Here is a 15,930-nt window from a genome sequence, read left to right on the forward strand (position 1 = left end):
GGCGGGTCTACAGCAGCTTGAAGCGGTGCAGCTGCTCCCACTGTCCCTCCCGGCGCAGAATATCCGCCTGGCGGGGGCCCAGAAGATCGAAATGCGGAAACGGCGACCGGTTATGAATGTATTCCGGCGGCAGGCCATGGCTCCGGCACCAGTCTGCGAGCCGCTCCCGGTCAGCGCAGCCGACCTTCGTGACCGTGTTGATCCCGGGGAACCGGGAGTCCAGCCAATAGTGCGTCAGGAAGGCAATCCGCCCTTCCGACACGGCGGCCTTCCAGCGGTTCAATTCATTCCTGTCGATGCCGAATGCCATGCTTCTCAGTCCTTGCTTATCCAGAGTTGGAGGTGTTCTACTTATGAACGGACAAGTCAGAGCCGATATTGCGCCCGGACTCACCGTCGATATCGTATTGAAGAAAGACCAGCCCACCGGCCGGTTGACGCGCGGCGTCGTCAAGGATATTCTGACGAACTCGCCTCGGCATCCCCACGGGATCAAGGTGCGGCTCCGCGACGGCCAGGTCGGCCGGGTAAAGGCGATCATTGGGCCGACAGGCGTTTAGCCTGGGTCGGCTGAATCCGAAGAGAAGAAGGCGGGAGCTGCCGGGCGGGCAGTCTCTCGCCTTTTGCATTGCGGGGCCCGGACCCGCGCAGAGCCGCCGCTTCTAGCTTCGGCCGATAAAGTCCTCCAGCCACTGGTCGGCCTTGGTCTGATTGCACAGATTGCAGGCGCACACACAGTTGTCGGGCGTCGTGTGGCCGCCCTTGGCGCGGGGCAGCAGATGGTCGATGGTGTCTCCGTAAAGGCCGCAAAAATAACAGGTGTACCCGTCGCGGACGAGAATCATCCGGCGGAAGTCCTTGTTGCTGTAGAGCCGCTTGATCGTCCGGCGGTTCAGCACAACGGCTGCATGCTCTTTCACGAGCGTGACCGCCAGTTCAAGCTCGACTTCCTGGTGCCAGCGGCGGCCTTTGTCGCTCATGCCGCGCATCAGAATCATTCCCGAATTCGAGGGCACCAGCGCGCGGTAATCATCCGGCGCCGGCTTCGGGCCCCGGGGGCGCAGATGCGGCGCCGTTGGCTCTGCGGCCCGGGTCCGGGTCTTCACCGGCGCGGCGGCTTGGCCGGGCCGCGCGGCTGCGCCCGGAGCCGACTGGGCCGGGGCCGCCGTGGCTGGCGCTGCTGCCGTATCCGGCAGGGCGTTGACGGCGGCCTTCTTGCGCTTGCGGCGGCGGCGCGAGCGGGAACCCGCCCCGCCTCCAGCCGCAGGCGGGGCGGCGGCTGCCGGAGCTGCGGGCTCCGGCGCAGCCTCCGCTTCAGCGGCGGCCTCGGCAGCCGCTTCCGCTGCGGCGGCCGCCTTCGCGGCAAGCGCCGCCGCCTTCTTGCGTCTGCGGCGGCGCTGGGACCGGGAACCGGCTGACGCGCCGGTTCCCGGTGCGGCCTCTGCCGCTTCGGGGAGCTGCGGCGCGTCAGCCGGCGCCGGTTCGGCCGGCGGGGCTGCCTCTGCCGCCGCAGCGGGCACTCCCGCCGCCGCTGCCTTCGCGGCAACGGCGGCCGCTTTCTTGCGTCTCCGGCGGCGGGAACGGGCGCTTGACGTGGCGCCCGTTCCCGGGTCGGAAGCCGCCGCCGGAGCGGCAGCGGGAGCCGCCGGAACCGGAAGCGAACCGGCCGGCGCGCTTACCGGAGCCGTCTCCGGCAGAGAAGCGGCCTTCTTGCGCTTGCGGCGGCGGCGAGGCCGGGCGGCTTCGGCAGCCCCGGCTGCGGGTTCCGCAGCTGCGGACTCAGGCGGCGAGGCCGCTGCCCGCGCGTCTTCCGGCGCGCTTGCTGCGGCGGCCGCCGTCTCGGGCAGGGCGTAGGACGCTGCCGGTTCCTGCAGGGCGCCGCTCTCCCGGAGCCGGCGCTTGCGGCAGTCCCGGCAGGCGCCGCGCCGCCCGCGCGCCTTGCTTCCTTTGCCCGTGCGGCGGCGAAATTCGGACAACGGTTTATATTCGTGGCAATAAGCACACTGCTTGACCGGTGTTGCGGTATCTGTCGTCATAGGCAGGATCGGGGCCGCTGCCGGCACCCTCCCTGTCACCTCGTCTTTCTTGTCGTAGAGTCTTTTCTATAGTATACCGCAAAGCGGAGGCAATCACATGCCGCGGCCGGAGCAGCGGCGGTAATCTTCTTTTTCCCATTGTGAAACGAAAATCCGCTACAATAGAGACAGCAAGCCGTAAGGGACGCAGGAAGCGGAGGGGAACAAGAGGATGAGGGAAGAAACAGACAGGACAGAGAAGGTCCATACGCGTACGCCCAAAACCGTTTTTGCGCTGTATGCGCTGCATGTATTCTTGGCAGTCGGAGCTATTGGAGGCGGCGGCTTTCTGATCGTCGATCCCAGCGGAGAAATGCTCGGAATGACGGAGGACCTGCTGAAGCGGTCGCCGTTCGCCAACCTGATGATCCCGGGAATTATCCTTCTCCTCGTCTTCGGGGCAGTGCCGCTGCTGACGGTGGGAGCGATGATGCGCCGCCCGCCGCTGAAGGGTCTGGGCCGGGTTCACCCGTTCCGGGACATGTACAGCGCCTGGGCGGTATCTCTGTATATCGGCTTTGGCCTGATCATCTGGATTATGGTTCAGACGTATATGATGAATGGGGTGGGTGCGGTTCATCTGCTGTATATGAGTCTCGGAATGGCTATCCAGGCGGTGACGATGCTGCCCTCGGTTCAGGGTTATTTCCGGCTCGGAGAGGAGAATATCCATTGAAATGAAGCTTATTGAAGGAACTCTGATTACCGTTCGCACGCTGGCTGACGATTTCCGGCGGCTCGGCGTGGCCGATGGCATGACCGTACTCGTTCATTCGTCGTTCAAGTCGCTCGGCTCCTGGGTGGCGGGCGGTCCGCCCGCCGTCATTCTGGCGCTGGAGGAGGCGCTTGGAGCCGAAGGAACGCTGATGATGCCGACGCATTCCACAGATTTGTCCGACCCTGCCGGCTGGTCCAGGCCGCCCGTTCCGCAGGAGTGGTGGACTGCCATCCGGGAAGAGACGCCGGCCTATGACAAGACGCTGACGCTGACCCGGGGAATGGGAATTCTGCCGGAGACCTTCCGCCGTCAGCGGGGGACGCGCCGCAGCGCGCACCCGCTCTACTCGTTCGCGGCGAGAGGACCTGCGGCGGAACGGCTGACAAGCGCGCACCCGCTCCCTTACGGGTTGGGCGACGACTCGCCCCTTGCACGGCTGTATGACAGCGGCGGCATGGTGCTGCTGCTTGGCGTAGGGCACGAGAACAACACCTCTCTGCATCTGTCCGAATACCGGGCCGACTGGCCGGGAAGACAGACAGAGACGGCCGGCGCGCCGGTTCGGGAAGACGACGGGGCCCGCCGGTGGCGGCAGTTCCCGGACCTGCAATGGGATTCGGATGATTTTGCCTTGATCGGAGCGGCCTATGAGTCGGAGACGGGAGTGCTACGCCGGGGCCGGGTTGCCGGGGCTGAAGCCATGCTGATGCCGCAGCGGTCCCTGGTCGATTACGGCGTGGAGTGGATCGAACGGAACCGGGCGGGCGAATGAGCTGTCCGCAAGCGGGGACGCCGCAACGCAGGGACGCTACAACGCTGTGACACTGAGGGGACCTTCGGAACCGCCGGAGACGGCGTGCGGACCGGAATTCCCGTTCGGACGGGCCGAAGACGCGAACGCGGACGCGGACGCAGATGCGAGCCACCCCAACTAAGCGGCAACGGCAACAAGCCTGGATTCGGCAAAAAACGCCCCGAGCTGCTGCTCGGGGCGTTCCTGATAATCAGTCCGGGAGGTCTCATCCCGGACAAGAGACGCCGGCCTGCCGCCGCTCATACCGCCGAGAGGGCGCATGCCGAGCTCCTGAACCGGACCTCAAAGACCTTATTGGCCCTGCAACCCCCTAATTAGACCGGGCTTCGGACACAGGAGACCTTATTTTAGATTTTTGGGGATGCGGAGGTGCCTTCGGCCGCGAATAAGGTCCCTGGGGTCCGCTTCGCCGTGAAATGTCGGCTATAAGCCTGAAATAGCGTCTCCTGAGTCCGGACGGAGGTTGGGGTTGGGGCCATCCTGACGGTGGCCCCCGGAAGCGTACTCCGAGAGGGGGCCCAGCCTGCCGAACTCCCCGGCCGTCCCGAGCCCTCCAGCCGCCCCGAATCCCCCGGCCCCGCCGAGTTCCCCGGCCGCCCCCGGCTGCCCCGAGCTCCCCGGCTACTCCGAGTTCCCCAGACCCCCGGCTGCCCCGAGCTCCCCGGCTACTCCGAGTTCCCCAGACCCCCGGCTGCCCCGAGCTCCCTGGCTACTCCGAGTCCCCCGGCCACGCCAAGCTCCCGGCCACGCCGAGTTCTCCAGACCCCCGGCCGCCCCGAGCCCCCCGGCCACGTCCAAACGCCCCCGGGACCGGCAGCCCTAAGCCTCTTCCCTCCCGGGGGCTCTCAGCTCCTCCAGCCCGTTCATATAGGGGCGAAGCGCTTCGGGGATCCGCACCGAGCCATCCTCCCGCTGATGGTTCTCCAGCAGAGGGATCAGGATGCGCGGCGTAGCGACGGCGGTGTTGTTGAGGGTGTGGCAGAAGCGCAGCCGTCCTTCGCTGTCGCGGTACCGGATGTTCGACCGCCGGGCCTGGAAATCCAGCAGATTCGACGCCGAATGCGTCTCTCCGTAGGCGTCTCTCCCCGGCATCCACGTCTCGATGTCATACTGCTTGTGCGTCTTCAGCGACATGTCGCCTGTGCAGACGGCCATGACCCGGTAGGGCAGCTCGAGGAGCCGAAGAATATGCTCGGCGTTCTCCAGAATGTCCTGCAGCATGGCCTCCGATACGGCAGGGTCGTTCTCGCAGAGCACGACCTGCTCGATCTTGGCAAATTGATGCACCCGGTACAGCCCGCGCGCGTCTCTCCCGGCCGACCCGATCTCGCTGCGGAAGCAGGGCGACGACCCGGCGAGCCGGATGGGCTCCGAGACATCGACAATTTCATCGCTGTAGAGCGAGACGAGCGACACCTCCGACGTGCCCGCGAGCATCCGGTTCTCGCCTGTCAGCGCGTACACCTGATCTTCCCCGCCTGGCCAAAAACCAGTCCGTTCCAGCGCCTCCGGCCGGACGATCACCGGCACCTCCAGCGCGGTGAAGCCCCGCGCCTCCAGCACATCCAGCGCCAGCCGCTGAACGGCGTGATGCAGGCGCAGCCCGGCTCCCTTCAGCACATAGCTGCGGGGTCCGCCGGCCTTGACGCCGCGCGCCGGGTCGAGCAGCTCGAGCCGTTCGCCGAGCTCCACGTGGTCGAGCGGCTTGAAGCCGAAGACCGGCAGCAGCCCGGCCGTCTTGACGAGCATATTGTCGGCGTCGCTAGCTCCGACCGGCGTGTCCGCCGACGGCGGATTCGGCGCCCGGAGCATCAGCCGCCGGTACTCGGCCTCCGTCTCCGCCAGCTCCCGCTCCCGCGTCACCAACTCGCCGCCCAGTGCGCGAACACGGGCCTTGATCGCTTCGGCCGCGTCCGCGCCCGCTATTCCGGCGGGGCGCTCGGCTGCCTGCACCCCGGGCATCTCCGTTGCCTCGGGTGCCGTCCGGCCCTGCGGGACCGCTGCCGCTGTCCCTGGCGCTGCCGCAGGCGTCGGAGCTTCCGCATTCCCGGCCTCCGCTATCGCCGGCTCCGCCGTCTTCGAATTCACGGCAGCTTGCCCGTCGTCTTCCGGCTTGCCGCCGCCGTCCTTGCGTCCCCGGCCCCCGCGCAGCAGCGCCTCCGCCTCCCGCGTGAGCCGGTTCCGCTGCGCCCGCAGCCGCTCCGCCTCCCCGAGCAGGCGCCGCCGCCGCCCGTCGCAGGCCAACAGCGCGTCCGTGTCGAACGCGATGCCCTTGTGCCGGGCCGCCGCCCGTATTTCCTCCGCATGTTCCCGAATGTACCCGATGTCCAGCATTGCCACTCGCTCCTTTTCGATAGTGAAATTCCGAAAAAACGCAAAAAACGCCCTCATCCATGGGACGAGGAGCGTCGGCTCGCGGTGCCACCCAGGTTGACCGAACCTCAAGTCCGCGGCGCAGCAGGCGCCCGGCAGGTCCGATCCTCTTTGGTCTTCGCGGTAACGGGCGAAACCCGGTTATTTTAGAGGGCTCAGGAAGCCCCGGTCATAAACGCCTCGCGGTTGGATGCCGGTCTTGGGCTTGGTGGTGCTGTTTGGTTGTGGGGATTAGTATAGCGCAGGGACCGCTCCTGATGCAACCGCGGCTTTCGCCGGGTGGCGTGCCTTAAGAGTCGGTTCGTATGCAACCCGGAAGGTGCGGAAAATTTTTGAAACGATTTTAACCGTTCATCCGTTATAGGTACTATAACAGGAGGCGGATGAAATGAGTAACTGGGTATATGAATGCGAGAAATGCGGCTGTACGGAGTATGAGCGGGATCAGTTCCATGCGACCGGGGGGAATTTTGCCAAGCTGTTCGACGTGCAGAACAAGAAGTTTATTACGATCAGCTGTGCAGAGTGCGGGTATACCGAACTGTACAAGGCGGAGACATCGCGCGGCATGAACGTTCTCGATTTTCTCGGGAACTAGAGAAGGGAGGGAGCGACTCGGATCGCTCCCTTTTTGGTGTCTAGCGGGAAGCCGCAGGATCAGAGTTCAGGTCTTGATAGACGGCCTCGGCCTCCTGCCGGTTCTGTGCGGGAGCCGCAAGCCTAAGCTGGGTCGGGGCCTGTTCGCCCGGGAACAGCGAGCGGATCAAGTCCGGATTGGTAAGGGTGATGACATAGCGCCCGGAGTCCGGCTCGAAGATGAAATTGCCAAGCGGAATGCGCTCCTTGTCTCTATAGGCGATGGCCGAAAGGCCGTTGGTGAACAACACATGCGGGAATTCGGTGGTTCCTATAGTCCAGCTTCCCCGGAACTGCTTCTTGTCCGGATCATAGCTGCCGGTAAGCCTCGTCTCGACCGGACGCCCGCCGCTGCCCTGCGGTTCATAGCCGAAGGCGACGGCCTCCAGATGAATGTCCTCCGCGATCTTCCAGTTCAGCAGCAGAAGCACAACGGCTGCGACTCCCGCAGCGGCCCATATTCGATTGCGGAACGTTCGGCTCATGGCAACTTCCCCTTAGGAGTAAGAATAGAATCTTCTTATTTATATAACACAACCTTCCAGATAAAGAAATAAAGTGTATCTGTATCGAAACTTTCTCGATAGGCCGCCGTCTAATAGGACATCTATTCCAATTTCGGGAGGTCTTCATATTGAGTAGGCTAAAAGCTCTGCTGGTTCTGGCCCTGGCCGCCGCCGGGATGGGGTTCGGGGCTGCCCCGGGGACGGCCGTAGTCTCGGCCAAGTCCGCCGCTCCGATCGGGATCGTGGTTAACGACAAGCTGATTCCAACCGACAGCGCTCCTTATCTGGCCCGGGATACGGTAATGGTCCCGCTGAGCGCAGTCCAGTCCATTCCGGGTCTTCGGGTGAGCTGGAACAATGCCACCAAGCAAGTAACGGTCAGCCGGGAAGGAATCCGGTACGTTCTGCGCCCCGGCAGCCAACAGGCGGTCTCGGCTTCGGGTACTTCCCGGCTTCCCGCTGCCCCTGCGCTGAAGAACGGGCGGATCATGGTGCCGCTGCGCTTCATCGCCGAGGCGGGGAAGGCGCATGTCGCCTGGAATCCTCATACCCGCACGGTCTACGTAGCGAGGGCCGGCGATGAGCTGGCCGCGAAGCTGAAGTCCGCCGACCTGGCGGAAGCGCGCACGGCGGCGCTGCATATGCCGGAGACGACCTCGCTCCGGGAGGTGTACCAATGGAACGGTGGCGAGAACCAGAGCCAGGATTATTATTTTCCGGAAGGGCGGGCGGATGCCTGCTTTATTGCCTCCGGAGGCACGGTACGCTATTACCGGATTGGAGATCATTACCGTGAGTTGGTCTGGACAGCCCGGATGGGCGGTACGAAGGCGGATCGGCCGGCGCTGTTCTTCCTCCCCTATACCATTGAGGACCAGGACGGCGTTCAGCCGCAGATCAAGGGGCGCGTTGCCTTCTATCATCTGATGCTGCCGATTATGGAAGCGGGGTACGGATTCGTGGAGACGAACGGCACCGCCGCGACTCTGGGGCAGAAGGACATGAAGCTCGATACCTTCTTCAACATCCCGGAAGAGAGACAATAGCAGCCTTCCAGCCGCTGCACAAAAACGGATGCTCCCACTTAGAAGCCGGGGAGGGCATCCGTTTCTTGTTTCTTTATCGAACCGGGGGATCGGTCCCCCGGGGCGCTTTTTACAGCCCGATTCGGGCCTCCTCTTACAGGTCGTCGAATCCGTTGTCGTCGCTCGTCTTGCCGTAGTTGCGGGATTTGGCTTCAAAAAAGTCCGTCTTCGTCGCATTCAGCGCCTCGTCGGAGAACGGCTTGATCCACGGCATGCAGTTGACGTCAACGCCTTGATAGGCCTTCTCCAGCCCCATCAGCGTAAGCCGCTTGTTGGCGATGAACTTGATGTAATCGCTCAGCTCGCCGAGGTCGATGCCGCGCACGTTCTGAAGCGTGTAGTACGCCCAGTTCGTCTCCAGTTCCACGGCCCGGTCCATCGTGCGGTACACGAAGTCCGTGTTCTCCGGCGTGTTCAGTTCGGGGAAGTCCTTCAGAAGCTGCTTGAACGCCTCTGCGAAGAAATAGCAGTGCTGGTTCTCGTCGCGCTGGATGTAGGAGATCATCTGGCTGGTCGCCATCATCTTTTGGTCCCGGGCCAGATTGTAGAAGAATGCGAAGGTGCTGTAGAAGAAGACTCCCTCCAGGATCAGGTCGGCTACCAGCGCTTCGAAGAACGTCTGCGGATTCGGGTTGTCGCGGAAGCTCTGATAGATGCCGGAGATGAACGTGTTGCGCTCCAGCAGCACCGGGTCATGCTTCCAGTATTCGAAGATTTCCTTCTGCTCCTGCTCGGACACAATGGAGGACAGCACGTAGGAGTAGGACTGGTTGTGCACGACCTCCTGCTGGCCGATGATCGCAGAGATGGCTTCCAGGGACGAGTCGGTAAAATAACGCTTCACATCGCCGACGAACATCGTCTGCATCGAGTCGAGCACCGCGAGCAGCGAAATGTTGATTTTGAAGACGCGCTGCTCCTCGGGATCAAGAAGCGGGAACTGCTGGGCGTCCTTGCTCATCGGAATCTCGTCCGCAATCCAGTGGTTGAGCAGCAGCACCTTGTACAGCTTGTACATATGCGGCATGCGAATATCGTTCCAGTTCAGAATGCCCGAGCATTCGCCCTCAATGATGCGGGTGGAGCGGTTGGGGGCTTCGGTGTTGAAGATTTTTTGCAGTTGCATGTTGGGTTCCTCCTTGATGGAAAATAAGCCGTTCGTCTTAAGCGGCCAAGGTATGCGCCACTGCGGAAATTGGGATTTCCGGCCGCTGTTGTCTCCAGCTTTCTTGATTAAACCGCCACAGCGGTTGAAATCCGGAGACAAAGGCGGCCGCTGCGCTTCTCCAGCTCCAAATTTCCTTCCGTGGCTTGTTCTAGGCCGTTTAAGTAATTTGATCAGTAAGTAGGCCGCCGCCAGCAGCTGCCGGCGGCAGGCGGTGTGTATGGGCTCCCCAAATCTTAAGGGGAGCCCCTGCCATTCGCCTCCCCCATTATCCTGGGGGAGCCTTGGCTGCGCTGGGGATCGTGACGGAGGCAGGGGAGAAGATTGGGAATTGGAGGAGCGACAGCGTCCACCTTTGTTTTTGGATTTCTACCGCGGGCAGCGGTTCAAATCAGGAAATCCAAGAACAACAGCGGCCGGAAATCCCAAGCTTCGGACCTGCTGAAGTCGTACGATCCAATTCTTAGCTTCGAACCTGCCGAAGTCCCACGATTCCATTATTAAAAGTAAGCCGCCTCAGCTCGCGCAGGACTCGCACTCCTCGATGGTCAGCGCCCGGCTCCGCACGTAATAGGTCGATTTCAGTCCGCTCTTCCAGGCGTTCAGGTGCAGCGCGAGAAATTCCGACGCCTTGATGTCCGGCCGGACATAGAAGTTGAAGCTCTGCCCCTGATCGACATGGCGCTGGCGGGCGGCGGCCATTTGAATCGACCAGTTCTGGTCCAGCAGGAAGGCCGTCTTGTAATACCAGATCGTCTTCTCGGACAGATCGGGCGCCGGGTTGGCGATCTTGTACGTCGTCTTCTCCTCGTAGGAGAGCAGCTCGTACAGCGGGTCGATGCTGGCCGTGGAGCCGGCGATGATCGAGGTCGAGCCGTTCGGCGCGATGGCGAACATCCAGGCGTTGCGGACGCCGCCTTGGGCGACGGCACCGCGCAGCTCGCGCCACTGCTCCGTCGTCACGAACTTGCCCTGACGCTCTCCGCTGACATAGCCGCGGGACTCGAAATACGCGCCCGTCTCCCAATCGGAGCCGGCGAACTTCGGATACTTGCCTTTCTCCAGGGCCAGCTCATGGCTGGCGCGAACCAGCAAATAATTGATGTGCTCATACAGATGATCGTTGTATTCAACGGCTTCGTCGGACTCCCAGCGGATGCCTTCAAGCGCCAGCAGGTGGTGCAGCCCGAAGGTGCCGAGGCCGACGGCGCGGTACTGGCTGTTCGTGTACTGGGCCTGAAGCACTTCGATGTTGTTGATGTCGATCACGTTGTCGAGCATGCGCACCTGAATCGGCACGAGGCGCTCCAGCACGCCGGCCGGGACAGCGCGGGCAAGATGGATGGAGTTCAGGTTGCAGACAACGAAGTCGCCGGGAATCTTCGAGATGACAATCCGGGTCTGCCCGTCCTTTGTGACCAGTTCTTCCTGCTCCACGACGGTCGCCGACTGGTTCTGCATAATCTCGGTGCACAGATTGGACGAGAACACCATGCCCGCATGGCGGTTCGGGTTCGCCCGGTTGACCGTATCGCGGTAGAACATGTACGGCGTTCCGGTCTCCAGCTGCGATTTCATAATCCGCTTCATAATATCAATGGCGGGTACCGTAATCCGCGAGAGCGACGGGTGGGCCACCGCCTCGGCGTACCGCTCGCGGAAGCTGCCCTGTCCGAAGGCTTCGTCGTAGAAGTCCTCCAGCCCGAGCGCCCGGCCCTGCCCATCCTTCCAGCCCATTGTCTTCTTGACCTCGTGCGGGCAGAAGAGGTGCCATTCGCCGCGCGCCTCTACGGCTTCCATGAACAGGTCGGGCAGGCAGACGCCGTGGAACACGTCATGCGCGCGCATCCGCTCGTCGCCGTTGTTCAGCTTCAGGTCGAGGAAGGCCAGGATGTCCTTATGGAAGACGTCGAGATAGACGGCGACGGCGCCCTTGCGGGTGCCGAGCTGATCGACGCTGACGGCGGTGTTGTTGAGCTGGCGGATCCAGGGGATGACGCCGGAGCTGGTATTCTTGTGGCCGCGGATGTCGGAGCCGCGGGCGCGGACTTTGCCGAGGTAGACGCCGATGCCTCCGCCCATTTTGCTGAGACGGGCCACATCCGTATTGGAGTCAAAAATCCCCTCCAGCGAGTCGTCCACCGTGTCGATGAAGCAGCTTGACAATTGTCCGGCCACCTTCTTGCCGGCGTTCGACATGGTCGGCGTGGCTGCCGTCATATACAGATTGCTCATGGCCCAATAGGCTTCCTTGACGAGTTCCAGCCGCTTCTCCTCCGGCTCGGTATGCATAAGGTACATGGCGATGACCATGTAGCGCTCCTGCGGCAGCTCCATCACCCGGCCGTCGAAGTCTCGGGCCAGATAGCGGTCGGAGAGCGTCAAGAGGCCGATGTAATCGAACAGCAGGTCGCGCGTGGAGTCGATGCAGGCCCCGAGCTCCTCGATCTGAGCCTTCGTGTAGCAGGTTAGAAGCTCCTCGCGGTAGACGCCTTTCTTCACCAGTGTCTCGATCAGCGGGTAGAGCGCGCCGTAAGGGGCGTCCGGGTAGGCTTTGTAGCGGCGGTGAACAGCGGCCTTCTTGTAGAGGGAGGTCAGCAGGGAGCGGGCGGCGGCGAATTTCCAGTCCGGCGTCTCCTTGGTGACCAGCTCCAGGGCGCTCATGGTGAACGCGGCGCTGATCTCCTCGCCGCTCACTTCCTCGCGGCGCAGCTTGGAGGACACGCCGCGCAGCAGCTGATCCTTGTTCAGCTGCTCGAGTCCGGTCAGGAGACGGTCCGCATAGACGGAGAGACGGATTTCATCGAAGGCGAGTCTCCGGTTGTCAGGCTTGATAACGAGTTGAGGCATATGGATCGCTTCCCTTCTATTTTAATTTTGCAATTTCACAAATTGATCTATAGGAGCGCGGAGAGGGCCTCGGGGCAAGTACCCCGGGGGTTCCGCTTGCATGGATGGCAACTCTTAGAATCTAACCGGTCGAGGCGGACGGTTAGACGCGGCGGCGGCTGCGGGGCCATACTGCTACAGTGCGGCGAATGCCGCCGGCCTCCACAGCACCGGCCTTCCCGCAGCCAGTCCGGCCGGAATATCAAGGATGCGCTGGTTGCTGCTCCCCCGGTATTGGAGCGAGGTGTCCTTCAGCCGCTCGTCGAACCGGCCGTCGATCAGCACCTGGCACAGCGCGAGCAGTTCATATTCGGGCGTGTCCGGGCGCTCCGTCAGCTGCTCCCAGGTGAAGCCCGTGTAGGCCCAGACGTTGAAGCCGGGCAGCTCCGCCCGCAGCTCGCGGACAAAGGCCGCAGCCTCTCCGGCCGAGAAGAACGGATCGCCGCCGGCGAGCGTCAAGCCGTCCAGCAGCGGATTGCCGGCGATCTCGCCGATGATCTCCCGTCTGCGTTTCGCAGTGAACGGCTCGCCGTATCCGAAGCTCCATGTCTTCGGGTTGAAGCAGCCGGGGCAGCGGTGCCGGCAGCCGCTGGCGAACAGCACGGCCCGCAGCCCCTCGCCCTCATTGATGGATTCGGGATAGAAGCCGCAGATGTTCATAGATGCTTGACCCGGTCGCGGACCTCGGCCTGCTTGGCGGTGTTGAACCGGGTCTGGTAATCGCCGGTGAGGTAGCCGGTCACCCGGCGCAGCCGCCGGATATGGACCTCTTCCTCATGCGCGCCGCAGGAGGGGCAGTTCGTCCCGATGACGCCCTCATGGCCGCAGGCGGAGCAGCGGTCGATGGGGTGATTGATCGAGAAATAGCTGACGTTCTGTTCCAGCGCGTAGCGGATAATCTTCACAAAAGCGCCCGGGTTGCTCCGCGCGTTCCCGTTCAGCTCCACATAGGAGATGGCGCCGGCATTGCACAGCTCGTGGAACGGCGCTTCCAGGCTGATCTTCCGGGCGGCGCCCAGCTCGTAATAGACGGGAACATGGAAGGAGTTCGTGTAATATTCCCGGTCGGTCACGCCGGGGATCGCTCCGAGCTCGCTGCGGTCAATCTTCGTGAACTTGCCGGACAGCCCTTCCGCCGGTGTGGCGAACAGCGTGATGTTCAGGTCCAGTTCTTCGCTCTTGCGGTCGCAAAAGTCGCGCATACGGCGGACGACGGCTACCGCCTTGGCATGAATGTCCGGGTCCTCGGCGTGATGCCGGCCGTACATCGCCTTCATGCACTCCGCGATGCCGATGAAGCCGATTGACAGGCTGCCGTGCTTCAGCAGATCGCCCACGGGGTCCTCCGGTCCAAGAACTTCGCCGCCTTCCCAGACGCCCTCGCGCATCATGAAGTCGGAGGCCTTTGCCTTCTGGGCGCACTGAATGCGGTAGCGGTGGACGAGCCCTTCGAGCGCAATCTCCATATAGTGGTCCAGATCGTCGTAGAAGCCCTGCTCGTCGGCCTCTTCCCGCTGGCCCGTCACCATGCCGTGCCGGATGCCGAGCCGCACCAGATTCAGCGTATTGAAGCTGAGGTTGCCCTTGCCGGAGCAGCGGTTGCGGCCGAAGCGGTCGCCGAGCACCCGGGTGCGGCAGCCCATCGTCGCGAATTCAGTATCGGGATCGGCAGGATCGTAATAAGCCAGGTTCAGCGGCGCGTCGAGATTGGCGAAGTTCGGATAGAGACGGCGCGCGGAGCATTCTGCGGCCTTCAGGAACAGCTCGTAGTTCGGATCGCCGGGCTGCTGGTTGATGCCTTGTTTGCATTTGAAAATCTGAATCGGGAACACCGGCGTCTCCCCGCTTCCCAGTCCGTTCATCGTCGCCGTCAGCAGGGAAGCGATCACAAGCTGCCCTTCCGGCGAGGTGCAGGTGCCGTAGTTGATGCTGGTGAACGGAATCTGGCCTCCGGCCCGGGACGACATGGTGTTCAGGTTATGGATGAGGCTCTCCGCGCCTTGGAGCGTCTCGCTCTCGGTCTCTTTCATCGCGTAGCGGAACGCCTGCGGATAGGCCGCGGCCAGGTCGGTTCGGCTCATCGCGATTTCGCCGTCCACTTCAGTGGCCTGCCCTTCTCCGAAGTACTCCAGGCCCTTGCGGAAGAATTTTGCGAAGGATTTGGCGACATAGGGAGCGAGGTCGTGGTCCAGCTTGCTGCCGGATACGCCGCCGTACTGGGCGTTCTGCTGGGACTGGAAAATAATCGCCGTCAGCGCCATCGCCGTCATGATCGAATTCGGCGGGCGGACGCTGCCGTTGCCCGTATTGAAGCCCTCGCGGAGCAGCCGTTCAAAAGGGATGAAGATGCAGTTGGTCGTGCCGATCACATACTGGTCCAGGTCATGGACATAGACGATGTTCTCCTGAACCGCATGGGTCAGGCGCGGAGGAAGCGTGAAGTGGCGGGCATACCATTTGGAATACTCGCTTCCGAGCTTGCTCATTTTGCCGGAGAAGCTCTCCCCGTTCAAATTCGCGTTCTCCCTCAGCAGATCGAGATCCCGGCTGTCGATAATATCGTCGCCGATGCCGATCGCTTCCTCCAGCAGCGCCTCTTGGCGGGTGTCCTGGCGTTGTTCCAGCAGTGTCATAGCCTAGCGTCCCCTTTCGTCCTGTATAAATAGAAAAAGCATTTTACGCTTCCAGCGAAAAATGCCCGTATGTACAGCCTGATCCGGCCGCAGATCGTTACGGACACCTTCCTGTTCCTCGCAGGCTGTGTAATTAGGGTGTCGAATCGATGCAGGCAGGTCTCCTGGCTTCCGGAACCGATAAGGCGCCTTCCCGTGAAATGACGGGCATTTCGCAGTGGCATGAGCCGAATCCGCTTGCAGCTTCCCGGGTAGGTCAGACTGCTTCCGGTTACAGTGGCGGGACCGCGCCGGAATTGCACCGGGCTTCCCTTTTAAGCCGAGTTCTCCTTGGAGGAGAAACGGCACCTGAATCTATGAATCTACTATATTTGGTTGTTGTTTAATAAAGATAACCCAATATGTTGTGTATGTAAACCGAATTTTGAATCCCGCGCCGGGCGCGGGCGGAGGGGGATTTTCCACAATTGCTCCACAGTTCATCCACAATCCGAGGGAAGGAAATCCACATTTCATCCACAGGTCCGGCCACAAAAAAGGCAAAATTTCGTGCCTGAATAGGGAACGAACCGGCGGTTTGCAGCAAGGGACAGGAAGGGGTACAATAGCAGCACACACAGTTGGGAGGGAATCCATGATGGCCATCGCCGAAATTACAGTCATTCCGATTGGCACAGGGAGTACAAGTCTCAGCGGGTACGTAGCGGACATGCAGCGGGCTCTGGAAGAAGTGAAGGGCATCACCTACGAACTGACCTCCATGGGCACCATTCTGGAAGGAAGCCTTCCGGCTATTCTGGAGGCCGTCCGTCTTCTGCACGAAACGCCGTTCCGCAGCGGCGCGCTCCGCGTCTCGACCTCGCTCAAGATCGACGACCGCCGGGATCGGGATTCCAGCAGCCGGCAGAAGCTGGAGTCGGTGGAACGGAAGCTCCGGGAGCAATGAGAAGATGCCAGCGCGGTACAGCTCTTGGCGAAGCCCTCACCCGGAGGCTTATTCGGGCACCGGGTTCCTTTGGGGAGACTGGCTTCAAAA

The 15,930-nt window shown here is 62.3% G+C and carries 14 protein-coding genes and 1 riboswitch; of the genes, 6 read left to right on the top strand and 8 right to left on the bottom strand.

The genetic code is table 11. From position 1 onward, the window contains the following. Positions 1 to 7 precede the first annotated feature (7 nt). A complete protein-coding gene (locus RBI05_RS07065) occupies positions 8 to 310 on the bottom strand; it encodes a hypothetical protein (RefSeq protein WP_310550567.1) in 303 nt (100 codons plus the stop codon). A gap of 43 nt (positions 311 to 353) precedes the next feature. Between RBI05_RS07065 and RBI05_RS07070 the strand changes: the two genes are divergently transcribed. Continuing rightward, the gene (locus RBI05_RS07070) at positions 354 to 560 is read left to right on the top strand and encodes a YwbE family protein (RefSeq protein ID WP_150458926.1); all 207 of its coding nucleotides are present in this window, start codon (positions 354 to 356) and stop codon (positions 558 to 560) included. A 102-nt stretch (positions 561 to 662) separates the two neighbouring features. Here the strand turns inward: RBI05_RS07070 and RBI05_RS07075 are convergent, their stop codons facing one another. Then, a complete protein-coding gene (locus RBI05_RS07075; RefSeq protein ID WP_310550568.1) occupies positions 663 to 1,976 on the bottom strand; it encodes an HNH endonuclease in 1,314 nt (437 codons plus the stop codon). Positions 1,977 to 2,247: 271 nt separating this feature from the next. On the opposite strand from RBI05_RS07075, the gene RBI05_RS07080 reads away from it, so the two are divergent. Both RBI05_RS07080 and RBI05_RS07085 read left to right on the top strand, forming a co-directional pair. Then, the gene (locus RBI05_RS07080) at positions 2,248 to 2,751 is read left to right on the top strand and encodes a hypothetical protein (protein WP_223879902.1); all 504 of its coding nucleotides are present in this window, start codon (positions 2,248 to 2,250) and stop codon (positions 2,749 to 2,751) included. Position 2,752: 1 nt separating this feature from the next. After that, complete coding sequence (locus RBI05_RS07085) at positions 2,753 to 3,565, top strand: aminoglycoside N(3)-acetyltransferase (RefSeq protein ID WP_310550569.1); 813 nt, start codon at positions 2,753 to 2,755, stop codon at positions 3,563 to 3,565. Positions 3,566 to 4,426: 861 nt separating this feature from the next. Here RBI05_RS07085 and serS read toward each other — a convergent pair. Further along, positions 4,427 to 5,941: a serine--tRNA ligase gene (serS, locus tag RBI05_RS07090; RefSeq protein WP_310550570.1), complete on the bottom strand. Its 1,515-nt coding sequence runs from the start codon at positions 5,939 to 5,941 to the stop codon at positions 4,427 to 4,429. A 427-nt stretch (positions 5,942 to 6,368) separates the two neighbouring features. On the opposite strand from serS, the gene RBI05_RS07095 reads away from it, so the two are divergent. Beyond that, entirely contained in the window at positions 6,369 to 6,578 is a 210-nt protein-coding gene (locus tag RBI05_RS07095) for a zinc ribbon domain-containing protein (protein ID WP_310550571.1), read from the top strand. Positions 6,579 to 6,618: 40 nt separating this feature from the next. Here RBI05_RS07095 and RBI05_RS07100 read toward each other — a convergent pair whose 3' ends face one another. Next, complete coding sequence (locus RBI05_RS07100; protein WP_310550572.1) at positions 6,619 to 7,101, bottom strand: hypothetical protein; 483 nt, start codon at positions 7,099 to 7,101, stop codon at positions 6,619 to 6,621. Positions 7,102 to 7,250: 149 nt separating this feature from the next. On the opposite strand from RBI05_RS07100, the gene RBI05_RS07105 reads away from it, so the two are divergent. Beyond that, complete coding sequence (locus RBI05_RS07105; RefSeq protein ID WP_310550573.1) at positions 7,251 to 8,168, top strand: copper amine oxidase N-terminal domain-containing protein; 918 nt, start codon at positions 7,251 to 7,253, stop codon at positions 8,166 to 8,168. Positions 8,169 to 8,301: 133 nt separating this feature from the next. Here the strand turns inward: RBI05_RS07105 and RBI05_RS07110 are convergent, their stop codons facing one another. From RBI05_RS07110 to RBI05_RS07125, 4 genes are all read right to left on the bottom strand, one after another. Next, complete coding sequence (locus RBI05_RS07110; RefSeq protein ID WP_150458931.1) at positions 8,302 to 9,333, bottom strand: ribonucleotide-diphosphate reductase subunit beta; 1,032 nt, start codon at positions 9,331 to 9,333, stop codon at positions 8,302 to 8,304. Between the two features lie 555 nt (positions 9,334 to 9,888). Beyond that, positions 9,889 to 12,222: a ribonucleoside-diphosphate reductase subunit alpha gene (locus tag RBI05_RS07115; RefSeq protein ID WP_310550574.1), complete on the bottom strand. Its 2,334-nt coding sequence runs from the start codon at positions 12,220 to 12,222 to the stop codon at positions 9,889 to 9,891. A gap of 174 nt (positions 12,223 to 12,396) precedes the next feature. After that, positions 12,397 to 12,921 (bottom strand): anaerobic ribonucleoside-triphosphate reductase activating protein, encoded by a 525-nt coding sequence (gene nrdG, locus RBI05_RS07120; RefSeq protein ID WP_310550575.1) that lies wholly within the window; start codon positions 12,919 to 12,921, stop codon positions 12,397 to 12,399. Continuing rightward, complete coding sequence (locus RBI05_RS07125; RefSeq protein ID WP_310550576.1) at positions 12,918 to 14,894, bottom strand: anaerobic ribonucleoside triphosphate reductase; 1,977 nt, start codon at positions 14,892 to 14,894, stop codon at positions 12,918 to 12,920. The genes nrdG and RBI05_RS07125 overlap by 4 nt, the downstream gene beginning before the upstream one ends. Before the next feature lie 137 nt (positions 14,895 to 15,031). After that, a riboswitch (cobalamin riboswitch) is annotated at positions 15,032 to 15,261 on the bottom strand. A 270-nt stretch (positions 15,262 to 15,531) separates the two neighbouring features. Here RBI05_RS07125 and RBI05_RS07130 point away from each other — a divergent pair. Then, complete coding sequence (locus tag RBI05_RS07130; RefSeq protein WP_310550678.1) at positions 15,532 to 15,840, top strand: MTH1187 family thiamine-binding protein; 309 nt, start codon at positions 15,532 to 15,534, stop codon at positions 15,838 to 15,840. Positions 15,841 to 15,930: the final 90 nt, after the last annotated feature.

Source organism: Paenibacillus glufosinatiresistens (assembly GCF_031470375.1).
Taxonomy (GTDB): domain Bacteria; phylum Bacillota; class Bacilli; order Paenibacillales; family Paenibacillaceae; genus Paenibacillus_AQ; species Paenibacillus_AQ glufosinatiresistens.

Bases quoted from the DNA above. Each gene is read 5' to 3' on its own strand.
- RBI05_RS07065 (WP_310550567.1), bottom strand. From the start codon at position 310: ATGGCATTCGGCATCGACAGGAATGAATTGAACCGCTGGAAGGCCGCC.
- RBI05_RS07070 (WP_150458926.1), top strand. From the start codon at position 354: ATGAACGGACAAGTCAGAGCCGATATTGCGCCCGGACTCACCGTCGAT.
- RBI05_RS07080 (WP_223879902.1), top strand. From the start codon at position 2,248: ATGAGGGAAGAAACAGACAGGACAGAGAAGGTCCATACGCGTACGCCC.
- RBI05_RS07085 (WP_310550569.1), top strand. From the start codon at position 2,753: ATGAAGCTTATTGAAGGAACTCTGATTACCGTTCGCACGCTGGCTGAC.
- serS (WP_310550570.1), bottom strand. From the start codon at position 5,941: ATGCTGGACATCGGGTACATTCGGGAACATGCGGAGGAAATACGGGCG.
- RBI05_RS07095 (WP_310550571.1), top strand. From the start codon at position 6,369: ATGAGTAACTGGGTATATGAATGCGAGAAATGCGGCTGTACGGAGTAT.
- RBI05_RS07100 (WP_310550572.1), bottom strand. From the start codon at position 7,101: ATGAGCCGAACGTTCCGCAATCGAATATGGGCCGCTGCGGGAGTCGCA.
- RBI05_RS07110 (WP_150458931.1), bottom strand. From the start codon at position 9,333: ATGCAACTGCAAAAAATCTTCAACACCGAAGCCCCCAACCGCTCCACC.
- RBI05_RS07115 (WP_310550574.1), bottom strand. From the start codon at position 12,222: ATGCCTCAACTCGTTATCAAGCCTGACAACCGGAGACTCGCCTTCGAT.
- nrdG (WP_310550575.1), bottom strand. From the start codon at position 12,921: ATGAACATCTGCGGCTTCTATCCCGAATCCATCAATGAGGGCGAGGGG.
- RBI05_RS07125 (WP_310550576.1), bottom strand. From the start codon at position 14,894: ATGACACTGCTGGAACAACGCCAGGACACCCGCCAAGAGGCGCTGCTG.
- RBI05_RS07130 (WP_310550678.1), top strand. From the start codon at position 15,532: ATGGCCATCGCCGAAATTACAGTCATTCCGATTGGCACAGGGAGTACA.